The organism is Peribacillus saganii, from assembly GCF_003429095.1.
Lineage (GTDB): Bacteria > Bacillota > Bacilli > Bacillales > DSM-1321 > Peribacillus > Peribacillus saganii.
Genome location: NZ_QVTE01000004.1, coordinates 12,450 through 32,753, shown reverse-complemented (window position 1 = coordinate 32,753; position 20,304 = coordinate 12,450). Strand labels below are relative to the sequence as shown.

The following is a 20,304-nucleotide window of genomic DNA, read 5'->3' as shown; positions in this document are numbered from 1 at the left end:
GAATGTCTGAATCCATTATCAAAATGAACAATATAGCAAAGCATTTCGAGCGGAAGATAGCATTATCTTCCCTTTCTTTTATTATCAATAAAGGTGAGCATATCGCATTGATTGGGCCCAGCGGGGCAGGAAAGTCCACTCTTCTTAATATCCTGGCTGGAATCACAAACGCTGATAGCGGGGAATATTTACTGGATGGAAAATCAATTGTTAACTATCAAAAAAGAAATATTCGTTCCAGGAAGATCGGGGTAATCCGTCAGCAATTTGATTTAATTGCATCCCTTCCCGTCATTCAGAACGTGCTCGCAGGTAAACTCGGTGAATGGGGATTTTTCAAATCGCTGATTTCCCTGCTTTTTCCCATAGAAAAGGAAACCGCAGCAAGAGCACTGAATCAGGTAGGGCTTTTGGATAAAATGTATGAACAGACTTCCCGGTTGTCTGGAGGCGAACAGCAGCGCGTGGCCCTTGCCCGCCTGCTCGTCCAGAATCCTGAGGTAATTTTGGCAGATGAGCCTGTTGCATCGCTTGACCCGGCACGGGCAGAGGATATTTTGTCATTGATGACAGAACTGGTGAAAGACAAAAAGCAAACATTGATTGTCAGCCTCCATTCTGTTGAGTATGCAAAAAAGTACTTTTCCCGGATTATCGCCTTAAGGGATGGGGAAATTTTCTTTGACCTCCCTTCAGAACATGTTACTGATTCTCTTTTGGCAAATCTTTACGCGCTAAAAGGGGAGGCAAAGGATGGGTAAGTTTTTATATTTCCTTACTTACTATAAAAAGTCGCTGCTCACCCTTCTATTAATACTGATTTTTGTATGGAGCCTTTTCTCGGTTCAATGGAACGCTGACCTTCTTCATCCTGGCGGAGGAGTAACGACAAAACAGATATTTCAAGCGCTGCTTGCTCCCGATCTTTCGCCTGAAATTTTGATCCTGGCGCTGGAGTCCACCTGGATAACTCTTGTTTACGCAGTAGCCGGGATGTCAATCGCCATCATTCTAGCCTTTTTCTTTGGGATTTTGGCCTCTGGGGTATTGTCCACTTCCAGATTTAACCTGTTTGCAGTATCAGGATTTTTCCGTGGCATCCTGGGATTTACCAGGGCTATCCATGAGCTGGTTTGGGCCTGGCTGTTTGTTGCAGCGATTGGCCTGTCACCTTTTGCTGCAGTTTTTGCGCTTGGCATTCCGTACGGTGGCATACTGGGGAAAATTTTTGCCGATATGCTGAATGATATTCCTGAGGAGCCAATTAAGGCTCTGGAAACAGCAGGAGCTTCAAAGCTGCAAACCCTACTGTATGGTTATTTGCCACTGGTCCGTGCCAATATCATCAGCTATGTGATGTACAGGTTTGAATGTTCGGTTCGTTCATCAGCCATTATGAGCTTTGTCGGTCTTGGCGGACTTGGTTACCAAATCCAGCTGTCACTGTCAGATCTCCAGTATGATGAGGTTTGGACATTTTTATTTTTCCTGATAGCACTGGTGGTCCTGATTGATGCCTGGAGCAATTTATTAAGAAAGCGGATGGTTCTATGAAAAAGACGCTGTCTTATCCAAAGAAGAAACGTTCCTTTACATTCGTTACTTTTTCGGTTTTGTCCGTATTTTGCTTATTGGCTGCTTCATGGGGATATATTTTCATCGCTGAAAACGCCAGTTTCTTTGGGCTTTTCACCGAAGAAAATTACCTGTTTGCCAAGAAATTCCTTAGCAGCTTAGCGGGTATCGGTGATAACGATCCTGCCTTCACAAATAAAGAAAGCTGGATCCATGCTCTAAAGCTGACATACGAGACACTGCAAATGAGCGTAATGGCAGCCGGTTTTGCAACAGTGACTGCCCTTCTGACCGTTATCCCGGCTGACCGCAATGTAGCAGACGGAACCTTAACACTTTCAAAGCGCTGGTATCGCTGGATATTATTTTGGATTATAAGGGGTATATATGTTTTTTCAAGAGCCATCCCTGAGCTAGTCTGGGCGATGGTCATTGTCTTTATTCTAAAACCCGGTATCCTTCCAGGAGCCCTGGCACTGGCCCTTCACAATTTTGGCATCCTTGGAAAACTTTTTGCTGAGATAATTGAGGATATCGATATGAAGCCGATACGTAACTTGGCATCAAGCGGTGCATCTAATGCCCAAATCTTGTTTTACGGTGTCATCCCAGCAGTAATGCCGAAGTTCTTGACCTATATCCTATACCGCTGGGAAGTGATCATGCGTACTTCAATCATTGTGGGATTTGTCGGCGCAGGTGGACTGGGACAACAATTTAAATTGAGCATGAGCTTTTTCAATTATACTGATATCACGCTAATTCTTATCTGCTATCTCATCCTGGTTGCCATTGCTGATGCAATCTCTGAAGGATTTAGAAGAGCAGCAAGGTAGCCATTTACCAATTGGGATACAGTTAAGGAAAATCTATATAATCAATTAAATATTTGTAAAAGAGCGATCTGCCAATTTATATAGAAATAGCGAGATCGGCGTTTCATTATGAACTACGATAAGTGAGAAAAAGGAGCCGGGTTAATTGCCCGGGCTCCTTTTTTCATGGAAAAACAACTGAAATGAAACTTTTTCACCGTAAATATATGGTCAGAGCCGCAAAAACTGAATATTTACTATCCTTTGATTTAAAAAATACCGGCTATAAAGCTGCCTATTTATTGGTCCACAGTTTTACTGTCCAAAATCTGCAGTTTACTTGCCGAATTTGGGAGTTTACTATCTAAAAAAAGAAGATTACTCCCATTTTACTTGCCAGCCATCTTCACAGCAACCAAGCAAGATGTTCTTTAGATTCATTCCGATTTTATTCGAATTGAATGAAAATATGACCCCGCCATAGCCTTAATTTGATCAATAGCATCCTTTTTAAAAACAGCAATAAAACAGGTGGACGGCCCTGAAGACTTCTCAATGACCACTTCCGTGTGTATCTGCCTTCTGTTTAATAGAGCACATGGAAACACCTGATTCAATTCAAAAAGTACACCTCTTGACCCGACCGGGATGACAGCTTCCACATCTGCATGTTCACATAAAAATCTGAAAAGTGATAATGGCGCCACCTGGCTTTTATACTGAATCACTTCATCTCCTATTAGAGGCAATCCTATTAATGCCACCCCTAGCTCATTGGAATAATCCAGTTCTGTCTTAAGGTTAACTTGATTCGCTTTCTTTCCGATTACTATTGCCCCAAGGGCAGATTGCAAAAGCTCGAAGTTACTTTCTGTACTTCCCGTAATGGTGACTCCCTGTATATCCAGCTCGTTCAAAGCTTGATGGGCACCTGATATAACCGCATTCCACGCTTCCTGACCGCAGAAATTTTGCAAGACCACAGTCATCGGATTACCGCCAACAGCCATGCATTCCATTAGCGCAACTCTTGTACTGTAATATCCCAGAACTTCATATGGCACTGAAATAATATCATCAGGTTTCATTCCGATTCCCCCGCTATTATCTGCGGCAATAACTAACGAAGCAGCTTCATCCAATGGGGTTATAATGATGTCTCTCATCGACCAGCTGCCGTTCTTTTCTTTAGAATTGGGCCAATTCTGGGAATTGCCAAAAAGGCTGCCATTACATTTATGAAAGCTCCTGCAATAAGTGACGGGACAACAGCAATATAAAATGGGGTACCGAGAAACATTATAAATGGTAATGGTGCAATAAGTGCGTTTCCGACAAAAAATACGGCTACTGCAGTCTTTTTTCTGCCTTTCAGATAAAGAAAACCAAAAATACCAACAATGATTGCCATTTCCACAGCTATTATTATATGCAGCTGCCCAAGCGGCATTCCGCCAATAATGGCAGAAACAATATGCCCCAGCGCTGCGATTATGGAACCGGCAGGGACTCCTAAAAGGGCTGAAGCAAGCAGGGCTGGAAATGTATCAAGGGCAACGCTGCCCACTACGGCCGGGATTTTGATGGCGGCCCCGACCGTCGAAAGGGCGATAAATAACGCAATAATAGCTGCCTTCCTGGCTGTCATTTATTTATCTTCCTTTCGCTTTCCATCCCGGAAGACCTTTGCACTTCTGACATATTCCACGTCTTTGACATTAAGCCTGAAATTAATGACCCTTGCCAGTGCAAAGAAATAATCAGACAAACGATTTAAAAACTTCAATGTTACCTGAGGGAGGCTATCGTCCGTTTTCATCAAACTCACAACCAAACGTTCAGCACGCCGGGTGACAGTCCGGGCAATATGGACGGAGGCTGACGGCTTGCTGCCTCCTGGAAGGATAAATCTTTCAAGCTCTGGAGCTTCCTTTATTAATTCATCAATCCTTGCTTCCAGGTAATCCACCGCTTCATCCTTTAGCTTCATCGGCCGTTTGTCTGAGACATTTGCCAGGTCCCCTCCACAATCAAACAATTCATGCTGTATTTTTTCAAGGTCTACAATGATATCTTTGAACCTCTTGGGATCAAGCTCAGCGAGAGCCTGCCCCACGAAGCAATTAACCTCATCTACCGTACCGTATGCTTCAACCCTTATATCATCTTTATCGACTCTGCCGCCGATTAAGCTTGTTTTCCCTTGATCACCTGTACGTGTATAAATTCTCATGCGATATCCCCCTTTATTTTAATTGCGTTCCTAACCCATACCATATCAGATCAACCCGGTCACATGCAGCTGCCAGGTCCTGATAAGCCCAGCCGGTAAGGTCTCTCCATTTTCTTTCGTTCGGATCAACAGGGACTATTCCCTTTGAGATGTCTGTCCCGATAAAGATCACCTGCCGGCCGTTTTTCTTTTGCTCCCATGCTTTCCAGCTTGACAATTCCTTCTGCCAGGACTGCCTCCATTCCTGAATTTCAATTGTCTGGCATTCATTTTTTATCAAAAGTTCGAGCCCTTCCATAACAATCAAAGAGCTATCCGGTTCCTGAAAGCGATAGTTAATTAGATTTCCAAAGTAGGCTGAAAACCAGCGGCTAGGCCTCTCATTAAGCTGATAGTAATCCTTTACCCATTGAGATTTCCCGTTAAAGGCACCTCCCGTAATAAAGTGCATCGGCTTTCCCTCCTAAACGCTTTCTTCTTCCACACTAACTCAAAACCCCTTCCGTGTCCGATATTCCAATCCCAAAAACTTCTTTCCTCAGGCGCAAAATTCGTTAACAAAGTTCGGATAACACCGCCATGCGTTACGACGGCCACCCTGGATACTCGTTTGTCAATAGTTGCTTCAACCAGCCAGCACCATTCAAGTAAAATTCGCTTCTCAAATTCAAGAAAGAACTCTCCCTGGGGAATTTTATCCGTAAAAGGATTCTTGAGCCATTGTATATAATCCGGATCCTCTTCCAAATCCTGATGCGTCATACCTTCCCAGCTGCCAAAATTCATCTCACGCAATCCGCTTCGTTTATCAATTGGCTGCCCCGGAAAAAGAATGGCCGCCGTTTCACAGCATCTCCCCAAATCACTGGAGACAATCCATTCATACTTGCCAATCATTTTCTTTAATGAAATGATCTGCTGCTTCCCTGCACTGCTTAACTGTGAATCGCTCCATCCTACATATGCTTTCCTTATATTTCCCTCTGTTAGGCCATGACGAAATAATGCAATAACCACACAATCATCCAAAGTGCCAGTTCAGTCCCTTCCACAGAAGCACCAATCACATCCCCTGTTATCCCGCCAAACCAGTCTTTAACCTTCTTTTTAAGGGATAACGCCAATAATAAGGCAGCTCCCAGCATAATCAAATTTGGAAGTAATGTACCCCTTGCCAAAAGATAGGCAGCGGAACAAAAGACAATAGTATAAACCATGTAGACAATTAAACTTGTTCTGCCGGCTTTTTGCTGAAAAAAATAGGCGAGTCCCTCCTGCTTTGCCAAAGCTGCCCTTATCAATAAGTACCCCATGACCTGCCTGCTCAAAAACGGGATGGCGATAATCACTATATATGTTGGAGCTGAGACATTTCCTATAATTTCATAGATAAAAATAAATTTGCTGCTTAGCAGAACGATTACGGATAGTACACCAAAAGCACCAATCCGCGGATCTTTCATGATTTCCAGCCTTTTTTCAATGTCCCTGTAGGAAAAAAAGGCATCACTGGCATCCATCCAGCCATCCAGATGCAAACCCCCGGTTAGCAAAATAGTAAGCAGCCATAACAGAAAAGCAGTTGCCAGCTGAGAAAAAGGTGTCCCGTTCAACAGCAGATAGAGAACACCCGCATAGGCTGCCCCCTGCAGTAAGCCGAGCAGCGGAAAAGATTGTACGGCTTTTTTTATATATGCGGCATCAAGCGGCAGAGAAGTCCGTACTGGTACAACGGTAAAAAATTGCAGATTAATTAAGAAAGCGATTATCAACTTCATGTATGCTTTCCCCGTTGAAAGATGATTTCTTTTAGCTGTCCCCAATCTAAATGTGGCTCAATGCTGTCCGCCAATTGGTCATAGCTTTCATTTTTCACACTGCCAACATCTACTGCATCTAATAAGGGCAGCTGCTTTTCTATTCGGATTCTATTTAGCCATTGATTTCTCCAGCGATCATTATGGAATACATGGTGCAAATAGGTGCCAATGATTCTTCCGTTTTCACCGCAGTAACCGTCCACCCTGCCGTCTTCCAGCTGCAAAAAAGGTATATAATCGTGATCTGAAATACTAGTTTTCCCAAGATGGATTTCATACCCTTCCATTAAAGCTGATTCTTCAGTGAAAACTCTTCCCCTTGTTCTGACCGTTATCTTACTTTTTTGAAAGGTGGTATGCCCTGGGATAATTGCCAAACCTTTTTCACTACTTCCGGCCTTGCCTGTATCTGTTCCCTCAGGGTCCATTAGCGTCTCACCAATCATTTGGTAGCCGCCGCAAATGCCGACAATTCTTCCGCCGCTTTTGTCATATGCCTTGATTACAGCATCCAGGCCGCTTTTTCGCAAAAAGTGCAAATCATGAATAGTACTTTTTGTTCCTGGAATGATGATAGCGTCTGGCTGTCCAATTTGATCTGGTTCAGTAATCCATCTTACCGATACATCTTTTTCATATAAAAATGGCTCAATATCAGTGTAGTTTGACAGAAAAGGCAGCTTGACAACCACAATGTCTATGCCAGCCTTTCCAGAAGCAGAGAATCGGTCTTTAAGAGACAGGGAATCTTCCCCTTCAATTCTGTGCCCGTCAATATAGGGCAGTACACCCAAAACCGGTATTCCTGTTCGTTTTTCCAGCCATGCTTTCCCATCTTCAAACAGCCCGATGTCTCCACGAAATTTATTGATAATCAGTCCTTTGATTCTTTTCCGTTCGCTTTCGGTCAGCAGTTCTATTGTCCCTACAATACTGGCGAAAACGCCTCCGCGATCAATATCAGCAACCAAAAGGGCTGGGACATCGGCAAGCTCTGCCACCTTCATATTCACCAGTTCTCTTGGCTTCAAATTAACTTCAACCGGGCTTCCTGCCCCTTCCATAATGATTACATCATATAATTCATTCAGCTTTTTCAAAGAAGCCTGGATAGCCTCTATGCCCTGTGTATAAAAGGATTCCCGGTAATCCCTTCCTGAGTAAGTCTGAATCGCTTGCCCGAATAAAACAACTTCCGAGTGCATATCAGACCGGGGCTTTAGCAAAATCGGATTCATCCATTGAGTTGCTTCTGTTTTGGCAGCTTCCGCCTGAATTCCCTGGGCGCGTCCAATCTCTTTGCCATCCAGGGTCACATAAGAATTATTGGACATGTTTTGTGATTTAAAAGGAGCAACCTTATAACCCTCATTGGCAAACAGACGGCAAAGGGCTGTTACGATAAAGCTTTTTCCCGTATCAGAAGCCGTCCCAAGAACAATGATTCCATTCATCGGCTATTTCTCCCTTCTTGGAAATTGCATGGCCCGCCTCCACTAAAAAGGCAGAATCAGCCTTATCCACTGCCCATTGGTGCAGCTTCCCAAGTATTTTGCCGTATATAAATGTAACTCCGTCTGTTAAAGGAGCATTTAGCACCTCATTGGAAACGATAATTAAGTATTTACAGCTGTTAAGAATTGCTTCGATGCCAATTGTTATCATGTTGAATACATCTTCCTGGAAAGCGGCCAAGTTCCACTTTTCTTCTTCACTTGCAAAAAGCTCATTATTCAATAGGGTTGTTAGGCAATCCAGCAGAACGATGCCCTGCTGATCAAAGCGGGAGGCTAAACGGTGTATGTTGGTACTGTGCTCCCACGTGTTCCAGGCTGGGACGCTATTTTCCCTTTCCGCTCGATGATGTCTGATCCGCAAAGCCATCTCTTCATCCGAGGCATGCCCGCAGGCTATGTAGTGCAAGCTTCTCCCTTTTTGTTTTGCCATCTTCGCCGCGATTTTTTCCGCATAGGAGCTTTTCCCGCTTCTGACTCCCCCGCTGATGAAAATCATTCTTCCTTTCTCCATCTGTTCAGCACCTCCATTAAGCTGCTGTTGTCTCTGCCGGTTTTCACCGCAAACCTGAGCCACCTTCCTGATAATCCAGGAAAATTAAATGTGTGTCTTGGCACAATTCCATTTTCGAGCAAGAAGCGAAGCAAACCTGAAGCATCTGCGGTATCTGGCTCCCTAAGAAGATAGAAATTAATGCTCGATTTAGACATAATAAAACCGGAAGAATCATAGAAATCTTTCAATTTCAATCGCTCTGACTCTATCATCTCTCTCGTTCTCTTTACATGATCCTCGGCATCCATACAAATTTCACCCGCCATCAGAGCCAGAGCATTTACACTCCAATGAGGACGATATGCCGAGATCCTGCTCACTATCTCCTGATCTGCCATTAAATAACCAAGTCGCAAACCTGGAATGCTGTACATTTTCGTCAGCGAGCGAAGAATTATGAGATTTGAGTAATCAGGCAAATGCGCAGTGTAAGTAGCTGCCTCTTCCAAGAAGTCATAAAACGCTTCATCAATAATTACATACACTCCCCGTTCACTGCACTCCTGGATCAAATGCACAACTGCCTGCGGTGAATACTCTATGCCGGTAGGATTGTTTGGAGTACATAAAAAGATCGCATCGATTCCATCCAAAGCCGGCAGCTCAAGCTCCCAAACTCCCTCCTCCAGCATATGCCAGGTTACCCTGCAGCCATTGGCCAGGCAAGCGGTTTCATATTCCGAAAAAGCTGGCTGGACGATCATCACCCTTTTTCCGGCAAGCCAGCGTGCTACAAGAGAAATGATTTCCGCACCACCATTGCCAACCAATACCGATTGCTCCGGTACCCCCTCCATTGCCGCTATTTTTTTTGTTAAAACAGAAGCCTGAGGGTCCGGGTAATCGTGTATATAATGGAAGGAATGCTTCCATTCTTCCAAAAGAGCAGGCGGAGGACCGAGCGGATTGATATTCGCGCTAAAATCCACATAGTGTTCAGGCATTTCAATCCCAAGCGAATTATATAAGTAATGAGGATTAGAGCCATGAGAAGGTAACTTCAACAGCCATCCCTCCTATCCATAAAAGAACAATAAATCCAAAAACAGCACGATGCATCAGTGTGTTTGCCATTTTAATATGTACAGTCTCCAGAGCGATTAGGGGTTCTCCCATTTTTGCCCTGTCAGATACCATGCCTTTGTAATAATTCAAGCCGCCTAATTGAATTCCCAGCAGAGATGCGACAGCCGCTTCCCCCCAGCCGCTGTTAGGACTTGGATGTCTTCTTGCATCTCTAAAAAGAATGGCCCAGGCCTGTTCTCGGCTGCAAGCTTTTGGTTTCATACTGACCATAAACATCATTGATGTCAGCCGGCTCGGCACCCAATTAACTGCATCATCAAGTTTTGCCGACGCCCAGCCAAATTGCTGATACCTTTCATTCTTGTAGCCTATCATTGAATCACAAGTATTAATAGCTCGATAAACCATTGCCAGCGGCGCGCCGCCGATCAAAGCCCAAAACAGCGGGGCTGTTATCCCATCGCTTGTATTCTCGGCAACTGTTTCAACCGCACCCCTGACAATCTCGCCTTTATCAAGGTTATCCGTATCCCGTCCAACGATATAAGAAAGCTTAAGTCTCGCTGTTTGAACATCATTTTCCTGCAGTGGATTATAGACCTCCAGAGCCGCACTCCTTAGGCTTTTTTGTGCGATTGCAGTGGAGATGATTATAGCTTCCAGGACCACGCCGGCAATAAAATGAATCTTATAAGCCATATAGACACTTAAGGATGTCAATCCACCCACAAGAATTATTACTCCAGACAGCAACAGCAGCCCATTTCGTTTTCGGTTTTTTCCGATGTTTAATTTGTTTTCCAAATACGAAATAAAAGATCCAATCCATCTGACCGGATGGGGCCAGTTTGGCGGATCTCCCAATAGAAAATCAATAATATAAGCTAACGTAATGGAACAGAGGTGAGCAATAATCATTGTTTACCCCTTCTTAAGTAATTCTTGAGTGCTGTGGAGGTGCAGGTATATACTCCATGGCCAATTAGCTTGCCTAGCGGCGTAGCAGTTCCGGCATATTGCAGCATCTCCCCTGTCTGGGTAGCCGCAATTAAAATGCTATCAGTAGATGTCCCAGTCGCCAGTGTGTCTGTGAGGCGATCTTTTATATTCATTTCCTGCAATACTTTCACCTTGGCTTCGGTCGCAGTCATGATGCTTTGAATGAAAGCCTCCTCTGAAATGTTTCCATTCACAAATACCCATGTATTAATCGTTCCGGGAACTTGCATGAATTCATGTTGTCTGCTGCTGGAAGCGTCAACAGCATTTCCAGTTCCGGCTGTAACGACAATAAATACAGAAAACGATTCTTCCTCAAAAAATCTATATGAAACATCCTCCAGTATAACAGCGGTCATCATTCCAATTGTTTCGGAAGGGTCAAAACCATTCTCCCTCAAATAACCTGACATTTCCTCCAGATGGTTATTGCAGCAATACGTCTTCGGTACATGCCGGTTGACAAACGTTTGAAACCATCCCGTTCCAGATCCTGTCACACCTGAAGACATACATTTTAGATATACCTCAGAAGAGAGTGAAATGTATTCATCAGTTATTCGTAAACAGCTCTCATTAATTTGGACTTTCCGTTGTTCTTGATCCTCCGGTATTAAAAACAACTGGGGCTTCGGTACCTCTGGATGATACTGCTTTTGAATCGATGTTTTATATACTGCCCTGATTCTTTCTTCTTTTAGCACTTCATTTGGTTTATTGATGCTGACTATTTTTCCTTTTTCTAATAGCAGGATCCTGTCACAATATAGCCCTGCCAAATTTAGATCATGGAAAATGGAGATTACTGTAAGCTTCCGCTCATTTGTCAATTTTTTCAGCATATCAAGCAATTCCTTTTGATAGGAAAGGTCGAGATGATTGGTCGGTTCATCAAGGAGCAGGACTTCTGGCTCCTGCGCCAGCGCCTGGGCAAGGAACACCCTTTGCCGCTCTCCTCCGGATAATTCATGTATATATTGAGCCTGAAATTCCGCCACTCCGGTTTGCTTCATCACTTTTTGCACAGTTTCTTCATCATTTTCTTTCCATGTCTGAAACAAGCCTTTCTTGTGGCTATAACGGCCAAGAGAAACAGTTTCCTTAACAGTATAGGAGAAAAATTGTTCTGTATGCTGCGGCAAAACGGCCATGACACGTGCAAGCTCCTTGGAACTATACACGGTCAGAGGCTTGCCTTGTAGCGTTAACTCACCATTAGAATTAGGGAGCAGACCACTGATAATTTTTAAAAGCGTTGTTTTGCCGCTTCCGTTCGGACCCAATATTCCGAACAGTTCACCCTCTTCAACCTTAAAACTTATATCCCTTACTATATCTTCTCCTGCATAACCACCCGATAAATCGTTGAGCTCCAGCATAATCAATCACCTTCTTCCCATACGCCTCTTAACCAAGATCACTGCAAAAACAGGTGCACCGATCAAGGAAGTGATAACCCCAATTGGAAGCTCTGTCGGCGAAATAACCGTTCGTGCGATTAAATCGGTCACTATCAAAAATCCACCGCCTGCCATAACGGAGAGCGGGAGCAGATGTCTGTGATCAGGTCCCCACAAAAGCCGTACCAAGTGAGGAATTACGAGTCCTACAAACCCAATTGTCCCCGAAACAGCGACAGCCGCCCCTGTTAAAACTGAACCTGCAGTCAGGACAACCAATTTCCGCCTCGCTACATTGACTCCCAAGTGCTGCGCCCTTTCTTCCCCAAAGGACAAAGCATTCAATTCCCGAGCGTTCAGTAATAACAACAGTGAGCCAATGATGAAAAAGGGAAACATAATGCCGATATATTCCCAGCCTCTCATTGAAACACTACCAAGCAGCCAGCCAATGATCTGAATCAGTTCTTCACCGGTAAGGGCAATCATTAATGAAATGAACGCCCCAAGAAACGAGCTGAATATAATGCCTGTCAGGATGATTGTCTCGACCCTCATTGTTCTGTCAATTGCCCGCGCAAAAAACAATACGAAAAGGATAGTCGCAATGGCGGCCGTAATACTAAAAAGCGGCAGGGTGAATAACCCCGCTGCCGGAAGTGAAATGCCAAAAAATAGCGTTACTACCGCACCTACAGATGCACCTGAAGATACTCCAAGGGTATACGGGTCCGCAAGCGGGTTACGCAAAAGGCCTTGGAAGGCTGCTCCTGCTATTGCAAGAGACGCCCCCACAAGCCCTGACAGAATAACACGCGGCAATCGAATATTCATGACAATGGTCGCCTGCATCGGGTCTATCGGTTCTGCTGGTACCAGGCGAAAAATTTCTGAACCGATAATCCTGATAATATCGATAATCGGCACATTTACAGTCCCGATCGATATCCCGAGAAGCATAGCCAACACAAGGAATGATGCTGCCGCAATGTATGCTATGCTCTTATTATTCTGTAAAAACGTCCGGGTAAATAGCCTTTGCAAGTTCTTCTACTCCTTCAGCTAGCCTTGGGCCAGAGCGTGTTACCATATCCGAATCAACATCTATAACCTGTTTCTCCTTTACCGCGGTCACATTTTGCCATGCTTTACGAGCTAAAACCTTCTCGACCGGTTTTTCTGTATAAAAACCGTAAGTGGTAATAATAACATCCGGATTCCTTTGAATGGTTGCCTCAGGATCAATCTTCACCCAGCCTTCACTATTATTATAGATATTCTCTGCATTAATCATGGTAATCATCTCATCCATGAAAGTATTCTTTCCTGTTGTATAAATTTCAGGCTCCGGCGAAACTTCAACAAGCACCTTTTTGCGTTCGCTTTCTTCGATAGCAGCAGCCTTCGCTTTAATTTCATCAAATTTAGCCTTCATAGTTTCGACGGTTTTCTCGGCTTCTTCCCTTTGTCCTGTTGCCTTGCCGATCATCTCAATGGACCCATATACTTCGTTAATTGCCTTTGCATCGTTGACAACCAGAACGTCTGTGCCTGCATCCCTTAATTGCTGCAGTCCTTGTTCCGCGTTTTGTGCAGATGACTCATGCGCTAAAACTAGATCAGGCTTTAATGAAATGATCTTTTCAATATTAAATTCCATCCCGCCGACCTTTTCTTTTGAAGCCACTTCCTCTGGATAATTATCATTGTCTGAAACGCCTACGATTTCCTCATTCAGCCCCAGTTCAAAAGCAATTTCCGTGTTGCTCGGAATCAATGTGACAATTCGTTCGGGTTTCTGATCGATTACAACCTCCTTATCGGCAGCATCCTTAATCGTTACCGGAAATAATGCTTCCTCTTTTTGTTCCGTTTGGGATTCATTTTTTTCCTGACTTTTTTGATCTTTACCATCTTCATTTCCTGTATTACAGCCGGCTAGTACGCCTGCCGATAAAAGTGAAGCAAACAAAAGTGAATAAAACTTCTTCTTCATGACTTTCCCCCCTGGTGTGTAAAATAAAAAAATCTCCACTAAGACAGAGGAGATTTTGTGATGGCATGGCTGTTTAAAGGCTGGCTTCACACTCCTCCTATCCTCGTAGGGTTTTGGTGCACAAAATGCAGGCAGGTCTCCTGGCTCATGGTCATCGCTTGCTGCACCTTCCCATACAACTTTGTACAGTGGCATTAAGCAGCTTGCTCCCCATTTACAGTGGCGGGACCGCGTTGGATTTTCACCAACTTCCCTTTTAAGAGTCCAATTCGATAAGAATCTTTCTCACCTGGTTTTAAATATGTATGAAATTTTTCGCTACATTGATTATACACTAGTTTTTTGAAAAATAAAAAATTTATTTGTAGAAATTTGTAACTTCCTGCCATATAAATTCGTTTAATTAATGAATGCATTTTTTAATAAAATTTACCTGGAGGGAATTCAAATGAAGAAACCTAAAATTCTATTTAAGCTTCTGATATCGGCTGCCTGCCTGTTTTCAATCGCTGCAACGGCGCCTGTCACAGCAGAAGCTGGCGCCCAAACTATCACTAAAACAAAAACAATTAAAGGAGCAACGCTGACATACAAAGTCCCTGTCACAGTACAAGTAACTTCACTAAAAGGCAAAGCTGTGTTTAAGAAAAAAGGGGAAGTTATAGGAGGAATCAACTTTTTGGCATATGACCCAAAAAAACCAGCAACAGCACTTTTGCCAAAGTATGAAACTGTGATTAACTCGCGGACAGTAAAGGGCACATCCCTGCCGTGTGTTCGTTATTATACCCAAAGCGAGGATTTCCGTTCATATCACAGCTTTTTGCTGGATGCCAAAAAGAAACGGGCGTTTGATTTCTGGGTGAACAGCAAAAAAATGACAGATAAAGAAATCCAGGATATTCGTGCAAGCATAAAAGTACTTAAATAGAATCATGCAATCAGCCGGGACCTGACCAGTCCATATAAAAAATCCTCCTGCTAAAAGGGCAGGAGGATTTTACTTTTTGAAGATCGAAAATTTAAGTCTTCAACCCTTAACTATTTTATCGTACTTTCCATCTTCATAACGGTGAACACAGCTAAGTTCGCCACGTCCTGTGGCAGCGTCAGTGTGACCCGCATCCGCTTTGTTTCGTGCCATGTAAGACCTTCCGTAGCGTTCCTTGTCCTGGGCCTTCACTTTGCTATACAAGGCTCGGCAATCCACCATTTTTCTTCTATTTCTTTTTGGGCTTTTTCTTATCCTGCTTATATTCAATTTCATATGTGAAAGCCACAGGATTCTTTTTGCCGGACGGAGCCGCATAGGTCATAATCATATAGTTTTTGCCGCCCATTTTTAATCCCTGGCGAATTTGGGCAGCTTTAGCTTCTGTAATATTGAATGGTTCAACATGGAATACTTTATATTCTGTTTTCGCATTATTCCCTTTGCCAGAAGTTTTTTCATTAATGAAGGTTAACGTATACTCAACATATTTACCGCGGATTTCATCAAGCGATTTAAAACTGTCAGTTGATGTACCATCATCGTAAAAATTGATTTCAGGAATTGAAATATTGTCAATGAACCAGCCCTCCTCCGTGGTTACCCAATCCGACATGTACCGGAAAGAAATCAGGATTTTCTGGCCAGAATAAGGCGTTAGGTCAAAAGTTTCTTTTTCCCACCCATCACTTTGACCTGTGAACCCAGGCAGATTTTCTTTAATGGTTGGATACCCTTCCTCTACTACATCAGTTCTAGTATTTTCATTCGCAAGGCTTTTCCACGTGGTTCCGCCATCCGTTGATACCTGGACAGCCCCAAAATCCCACGTTTCTTCAATTTTATAATAGTTGTCAAAGTTTAGCGTTGCCACGGTTTTATTAGATAAATCAGCTTCAAGGATTATGGAGTTATCTGCTTCATCACCTTCATTGCCCCATAAAACCTTATTGTTCTGATCAACAGGATCAGTTACAGAAAGCCATGGAGTCGGCAGGAAATCCACGCCATCGATTTTTATCCCCTTAATTTTGTCACCATTTTCCAGCTGTTTGAAGTCACCCCCCCACGCTGGAATACCATCTTTTTCAAACTGCTTGGCAGTTTCATAGTTTACGGTTATACCGCGCTTCGTGCCGTTGTTATCTACTATCAAGTCTCTTAAATTAATACTGTCAAAGTCATAGATTCGATTACCCGGTTTATCGCTGTCGATTGCCAGGGAAGCGATGAATCGATTGTACACTTCTTTGAAATCTAATTTTTGGCCGCTAGCGCCAAGCGTCTCAGTAACACTGTTCATACCATTTGTTTCGTTTAATGCAAGCTTACGTATAAACTCCCTGCCGAATTTATCATGCATATAAAGTGTGAATAAGTATACCTGCCCATAGTCGGCAATCGTTTCCGGTCCTGTTGCGGCTGTACGATGGTCATCCCAGTTTACCAACGAGTTTTCAGGGTGATCAAGATAATAATTGATCGACCTGTCATCGTGGCCATAGCCGCCAAGATATTCTGAAAAGGTAGACATCCCTTCATTTAGCCATGTTTCTTCATCACTATCATTATCGCTGTGAATTAAGTGCTGAAGCTCATGGATTGTGGTTCCGTAGAATGTCGATTCAAGGTGGGTATCCCAGTCTCTTGCATCAATCGTTATTATGTTTCTATCAATATAGTCCTCTAGCACTTGCCAGAAAAATCCGGCAACGAAGAACGGATAGTTATGATCATTGTAATTATCATCAATAATGTTATCAACAAGCATTATCACTTTATCGCTGCCTTCGTAGTAGCTCTTGTCCACTAATCCCCAATCAGCCAGCGGTGAATGAGAACCATCAAGTACATCCGGTTTGCCGAAAAATTCAGTAGCCTTTGGATAAATATTGGCATCAAACTCGTCTCTTAATTTATCAACCTGCTGCTGCGTAATTACTTGAGCTGGACGCGGGTCTCCCGCCGGGAAGGAAAGATCATTTGCTACCCAAATCTCTACATTTTCACCAACGCTTCTTAAGGTAAAATCTTTAAAAGTAAGATCACGATTCAAAAACTTTTTTGTGCCGCCATCATATGTAAAATGGCTGTCAGCATTTGTAGATTCAGCACCGGATTCTTCACCGAAATTGATGCTGGCTGCCTGTTCTTTAATGCTTTGTTCAGCCTGCCTCTGAAAAGCCTCGTCATTCACCAGGCTGTTTAGATAGCCGTCTATATCGACCCTGTCGCCGTATCGCTCTATATCCCAATTTGTTGTTGCTGCTTTTGCTGACGGTGCTCCGATAGCAGGTGCAAATAATGATAGTACTAAAGTCCCAATCAATAGAACAGAAACTAGTTTTTTCTTCAACAAAAGTCCCCCTCGAAAAGGTAGATTTAAAATATAAGTTATTTTAGCATCAGGATTTTTTTGAAAAAAGCGCCTTTTGTCCCATAGTTGTAACGTTTCAAAGAGCTAAAAGAACTAGTGGAGGATAGTTACTTCTCTGGCTTGAAATATTATATCTTAAAAATTTAGTTGAAAAGTCTCTGTCTTAAGATCAAAAAGGCAATACATATTGGAGAGCGTTAATAATGTATGCTAGACACCGATACTATTGTTCTATGATAGGGATGCTGATATAAAACGTGATGTGTTTTGACTGTGCAATTAATCGCACTGAATCAATCGCCCTCTCCGCAATAGGACGAAAGTCAAACCTTTCATTTACGTGTTCAATCATCCCAGAATCGGACCTCGCCAATGTCAATAAATCCCCGACTAATACAGTCATTCGTTTCACTTCAAGTTTGGCTAGGTCTTTGCATTGTCGATAAGTTCCTGTGCTTTTGCTTTATTCGCGTCAACTAAGCCTGCAAGCAGGTCGGCTTTTTTGCCTTTATCCCCACGCTCTGGAATGGTAGCGACTATCTCTTTCAGTTGTGTGTGTGCTTCTTGATGGGTGATAGTACCGGCTTCACAAAGGGAACGAGTTCAATTTTAATTAATATAGTGAATTGAGACACGACAGCTTTTGGGAGCAGTTTGCCAAGGATGGATTAAGTAAGGTGAAATTTGTCTATATGGACGCGGATGTGCCTCAACATTCATCTCTCTTAAGAAACCAAAACGGCCATTAATATATCAAATGAAGTGAGAAATACCTTGGTACTGAAGACCTCATATTCAAACATCCCAATATAGGTATAAACTCTTCAATAAAAGACTCGTTATTTATCAAAAGGAATAAAGATGAAGTAGGGCAGGTGCTCGTAAATATGATCAAAAATGGCCTCGAAGCCATGGAAACGGGAGGACAGATAACCGTCCACGCATTTGAACACTCCGGAATGATATCAGTATGGAAAGGGCATGTCACAAAGCCAGCTTAAAATGATCGGACTCCTTTTTATTCAACGAAAGAAAAAGGCACTGGCGCCGGACTTACCATCTCCTAACAGCTAATCCAGTCTATGAAAGGGAGGGTAATAGCAGAAAGCATGGATGGGCAGGGGACTAAGTTTACAATACAATTTCCGAAATTATCTCAAGAGATGAGCTGAACCTGATCGGGATGACCATTAAGTTCTGCCAGTGTTTGGGGGGCGTACCGGTCGGGAGTAATCGGCCAAATACAGGAGAAGGCAGCAAGCCATTTTATTCGAGAAGATATTGGTTTAATAGCCGATGGGTTTCTAATAGTTTCGCCATCATTGTAATTAAAACACTAGAGTTATCTATACGGATTGTTTCGATTTTTTTATTACAATATTCTTTTCAATGTCCAATGTTATAACGATATCAGCCATCCCAACAAACAAGCCGTTTTCTACTACTCCGGGAATCATATTCAGGTCTTGTTCCAGCTGCTTGGGATTGGTGATATTTGGGAAATTACAATCGAAAATATAGTTGCCATTGTCTGTTTTAAACGCTTGTCCATTCACTATGCGAATATGCAAATCGCTGCCCAGGCTGCGGATATGTTTTTCTGTCATTTCATATCCAAAGGGAATTACCTCCACCGGCAGTTGAAAAGTACCTAATCTATCAACCATTTTGGACGTATCTGCTACTACGATAAATGTGCGGGCGGCCCTTGCAATTATTTTTTCCCGAAGAAGAGCACCACCGCCTCCTTTTATAAGGTCCAGTTCCGGATTCACTTCATCTGCCCCATCAATGGCAATATCAATCTGTTCAATTTCATGAAAGTTAGCAAGCGGGATTCCATTTTCCTTCGCCAACCTTTCAGTTTGAAAAGATGTTGGAATACCTTTGATGGAAAGCCCCTGTTTTACGAGAAGACCCAGCTTCTGAATCGTGTAAAATACGGTTGAACCTGTGCCAAGTCCGATGACCATTCCGTCTTTTACGAATTGTGCTGCTTTTTCACCGACAATTTGTTTTTCCATCTTTCCCCTCCTAGTTGTGTACTCCAATAATTTTTATCTTAAGTAAATGCCAAATACAAGGTAATCCAAGAAGAAGATCTTTATATAAAAAACTCGTCAAAAGACGAGTTTTTTATATATTTCCGGTTGGGTTTTGAGCTGCATAATGGCCTAGCCCATCTGAATAATCTTACAAAACTGCAAATTGCTCGTTTGGCAGGTCTGTAATAAACATATGTCCCGGTGCATGTGTGATCATCAGCTCAGGTTTAACATGCATTGCCACGGCCTGGGGAGTTACACCGCATGCCCAAAAAACAGGAACCTCGCCGTCTTTAATCGAAACCCTGTCACCAAAATCAGGATTATTGATATCCTTGATCCCTATGCTGGCCGGATCTCCAATATGCACAGGGGCACCGTGGACGGATGGAAACCGGCTTGTTACCTGGACTGCCCTGACCACATCTTTTTTAGGCATTGGCCGCATGCTGACGACCATTGGCCCTTCGAACCGCCCAGCCTTAATGCACTGAATATTCGTTGTGTACATCGGAACATTACAATTTTCTTCAATATGCCTTATAGGGATGCCATTTTTAAGCAGCCCTTCTTCAAATGTAAAGCTGCAGCCTATTAAAAATCCTACCATACTATCATCCCAAAGGCCGGTTACATCTGTTGTTTCTTCCACCAGTTCACCATTTCGGTATACACGGTATTTTGGAATATCCGTCCTTAAATCGGCATGCGCTGCTGCCAATGCAGGAATCCCTGAGCCCGGTTCAGTGACATCAATAATAGGACAGGGCTTTGGGTTACGCTGGCAAAACAAAAGAAATTCAAACGCCAGGTCTTTTGGCAATACAGCTAAATTAGCCTGGATAAAACCGTGAGAAACGCCTGAAGTAGGCTTCACCCAATTGTTGTTTCGAATCATTTCGCGAGCCGCTTTCGGACTCATCCCTGCAATAGAAGACATCCCCATCTCTCCCTCAA

21 protein-coding genes and 1 riboswitch are annotated in these 20,304 nt (G+C 43.2%); of the genes, 4 read left to right on the top strand and 17 right to left on the bottom strand.

Translation table 11 applies throughout. The features are described from left to right. The first annotated feature begins 2 nt into the window (after window positions 1-2). From D0469_RS01535 to D0469_RS21445, 3 genes are read left to right on the top strand one after another with little or no spacing between them, the layout of a single operon-like run. Complete coding sequence (locus D0469_RS01535; protein ID WP_117324902.1) at window positions 3-761, top strand: phosphonate ABC transporter ATP-binding protein; 759 nt, start codon at window positions 3-5, stop codon at window positions 759-761. Beyond that, the gene (locus D0469_RS21450) at window positions 754-1,554 is read left to right on the top strand and encodes a PhnE/PtxC family ABC transporter permease (protein WP_117324901.1); all 801 of its coding nucleotides are present in this window, start codon (window positions 754-756) and stop codon (window positions 1,552-1,554) included. The genes D0469_RS01535 and D0469_RS21450 overlap by 8 nt, the downstream gene beginning before the upstream one ends. Further along, a complete protein-coding gene (locus D0469_RS21445) occupies window positions 1,551-2,411 on the top strand; it encodes a PhnE/PtxC family ABC transporter permease (RefSeq protein ID WP_117324900.1) in 861 nt (286 codons plus the stop codon). Before D0469_RS21450 ends, D0469_RS21445 begins: the two co-directional genes overlap by 4 nt. A 416-nt stretch (window positions 2,412-2,827) precedes the next feature. Here the strand turns inward: D0469_RS21445 and D0469_RS01520 are convergent, their stop codons facing one another. From D0469_RS01520 to D0469_RS01460, 13 genes are read right to left on the bottom strand one after another with little or no spacing between them, the layout of a single operon-like run. Beyond that, window positions 2,828-3,556, bottom strand: coding sequence for an ATP-binding protein (locus D0469_RS01520; RefSeq protein ID WP_117324899.1), 729 nt, complete (start codon window positions 3,554-3,556; stop codon window positions 2,828-2,830). Beyond that, on the bottom strand, window positions 3,553-4,038 hold the full coding sequence (locus tag D0469_RS01515; protein ID WP_117324898.1) for an ECF transporter S component: 486 nt from the start codon (window positions 4,036-4,038) through the stop codon (window positions 3,553-3,555). Before D0469_RS01515 ends, D0469_RS01520 begins: the two co-directional genes overlap by 4 nt. Beyond that, a complete protein-coding gene (locus tag D0469_RS01510) occupies window positions 4,039-4,623 on the bottom strand; it encodes a cob(I)yrinic acid a,c-diamide adenosyltransferase (RefSeq protein ID WP_117324897.1) in 585 nt (194 codons plus the stop codon). A 13-nt stretch (window positions 4,624-4,636) separates the two neighbouring features. Then, window positions 4,637-5,074 carry a bifunctional adenosylcobinamide kinase/adenosylcobinamide-phosphate guanylyltransferase gene (locus tag D0469_RS01505; protein ID WP_117324896.1) on the bottom strand — a complete coding sequence of 146 codons (438 nt, stop codon included), beginning with the start codon at window positions 5,072-5,074 and terminating at the stop codon, window positions 4,637-4,639. Continuing rightward, window positions 5,026-5,640, bottom strand: coding sequence for a histidine phosphatase family protein (locus D0469_RS01500; RefSeq protein ID WP_233522910.1), 615 nt, complete (start codon window positions 5,638-5,640; stop codon window positions 5,026-5,028). The genes D0469_RS01505 and D0469_RS01500 overlap by 49 nt, the downstream gene beginning before the upstream one ends. Beyond that, window positions 5,610-6,401 (bottom strand): adenosylcobinamide-GDP ribazoletransferase, encoded by a 792-nt coding sequence (gene cobS / locus D0469_RS01495; protein ID WP_117324894.1) that lies wholly within the window; start codon window positions 6,399-6,401, stop codon window positions 5,610-5,612. The genes D0469_RS01500 and cobS overlap by 31 nt, the downstream gene beginning before the upstream one ends. Continuing rightward, entirely contained in the window at window positions 6,398-7,897 is a 1,500-nt protein-coding gene (locus D0469_RS01490) for a cobyric acid synthase (RefSeq protein ID WP_117324893.1), read from the bottom strand. Before D0469_RS01490 ends, cobS begins: the two co-directional genes overlap by 4 nt. Continuing rightward, window positions 7,863-8,471 carry a bifunctional adenosylcobinamide kinase/adenosylcobinamide-phosphate guanylyltransferase gene (locus D0469_RS01485; RefSeq protein ID WP_117324892.1) on the bottom strand — a complete coding sequence of 203 codons (609 nt, stop codon included), beginning with the start codon at window positions 8,469-8,471 and terminating at the stop codon, window positions 7,863-7,865. The genes D0469_RS01490 and D0469_RS01485 overlap by 35 nt, the downstream gene beginning before the upstream one ends. Beyond that, complete coding sequence (gene cobD / locus D0469_RS01480; protein WP_117324891.1) at window positions 8,453-9,517, bottom strand: threonine-phosphate decarboxylase CobD; 1,065 nt, start codon at window positions 9,515-9,517, stop codon at window positions 8,453-8,455. Before cobD ends, D0469_RS01485 begins: the two co-directional genes overlap by 19 nt. Next, a complete protein-coding gene (gene cbiB, locus D0469_RS01475; RefSeq protein ID WP_117324890.1) occupies window positions 9,492-10,457 on the bottom strand; it encodes an adenosylcobinamide-phosphate synthase CbiB in 966 nt (321 codons plus the stop codon). The genes cobD and cbiB overlap by 26 nt, the downstream gene beginning before the upstream one ends. Beyond that, window positions 10,454-11,917 carry an adenosylcobinamide amidohydrolase gene (locus D0469_RS01470; protein WP_117324939.1) on the bottom strand — a complete coding sequence of 488 codons (1,464 nt, stop codon included), beginning with the start codon at window positions 11,915-11,917 and terminating at the stop codon, window positions 10,454-10,456. Before D0469_RS01470 ends, cbiB begins: the two co-directional genes overlap by 4 nt. Window positions 11,918-11,923: 6 nt before the next feature. Further along, window positions 11,924-12,982 (bottom strand): FecCD family ABC transporter permease, encoded by a 1,059-nt coding sequence (locus D0469_RS01465; RefSeq protein WP_117324889.1) that lies wholly within the window; start codon window positions 12,980-12,982, stop codon window positions 11,924-11,926. After that, complete coding sequence (locus tag D0469_RS01460; RefSeq protein ID WP_117324888.1) at window positions 12,945-13,934, bottom strand: ABC transporter substrate-binding protein; 990 nt, start codon at window positions 13,932-13,934, stop codon at window positions 12,945-12,947. The genes D0469_RS01465 and D0469_RS01460 overlap by 38 nt, the downstream gene beginning before the upstream one ends. A 113-nt stretch (window positions 13,935-14,047) precedes the next feature. Continuing rightward, window positions 14,048-14,242, bottom strand: a riboswitch (cobalamin riboswitch). Window positions 14,243-14,382: 140 nt separating this feature from the next. On the opposite strand from D0469_RS01460, the gene D0469_RS01455 reads away from it, so the two are divergent. Continuing rightward, window positions 14,383-14,865: a hypothetical protein gene (locus D0469_RS01455; protein ID WP_117324887.1), complete on the top strand. Its 483-nt coding sequence runs from the start codon at window positions 14,383-14,385 to the stop codon at window positions 14,863-14,865. A 289-nt stretch (window positions 14,866-15,154) separates the two neighbouring features. On the opposite strand, the gene D0469_RS01450 is transcribed toward D0469_RS01455, so the two are convergent. The 4 genes from D0469_RS01450 to D0469_RS01440 form a co-directional block, all read right to left on the bottom strand. After that, a complete protein-coding gene (locus D0469_RS01450; protein ID WP_233522909.1) occupies window positions 15,155-17,281 on the bottom strand; it encodes a M6 family metallopeptidase in 2,127 nt (708 codons plus the stop codon). 244 nt (window positions 17,282-17,525) lie between these two features. Then, a complete protein-coding gene (locus D0469_RS20805) occupies window positions 17,526-17,705 on the bottom strand; it encodes a hypothetical protein (protein WP_158553322.1) in 180 nt (59 codons plus the stop codon). A gap of 943 nt (window positions 17,706-18,648) precedes the next feature. Continuing rightward, a complete protein-coding gene (gene rpiA, locus D0469_RS01445) occupies window positions 18,649-19,326 on the bottom strand; it encodes a ribose-5-phosphate isomerase RpiA (RefSeq protein ID WP_117324885.1) in 678 nt (225 codons plus the stop codon). 169 nt (window positions 19,327-19,495) lie between these two features. Next, window positions 19,496-20,287, bottom strand: coding sequence for a putative hydro-lyase (locus D0469_RS01440; RefSeq protein ID WP_117324884.1), 792 nt, complete (start codon window positions 20,285-20,287; stop codon window positions 19,496-19,498). Between the last annotated feature and the right edge of the window lie 17 nt (window positions 20,288-20,304).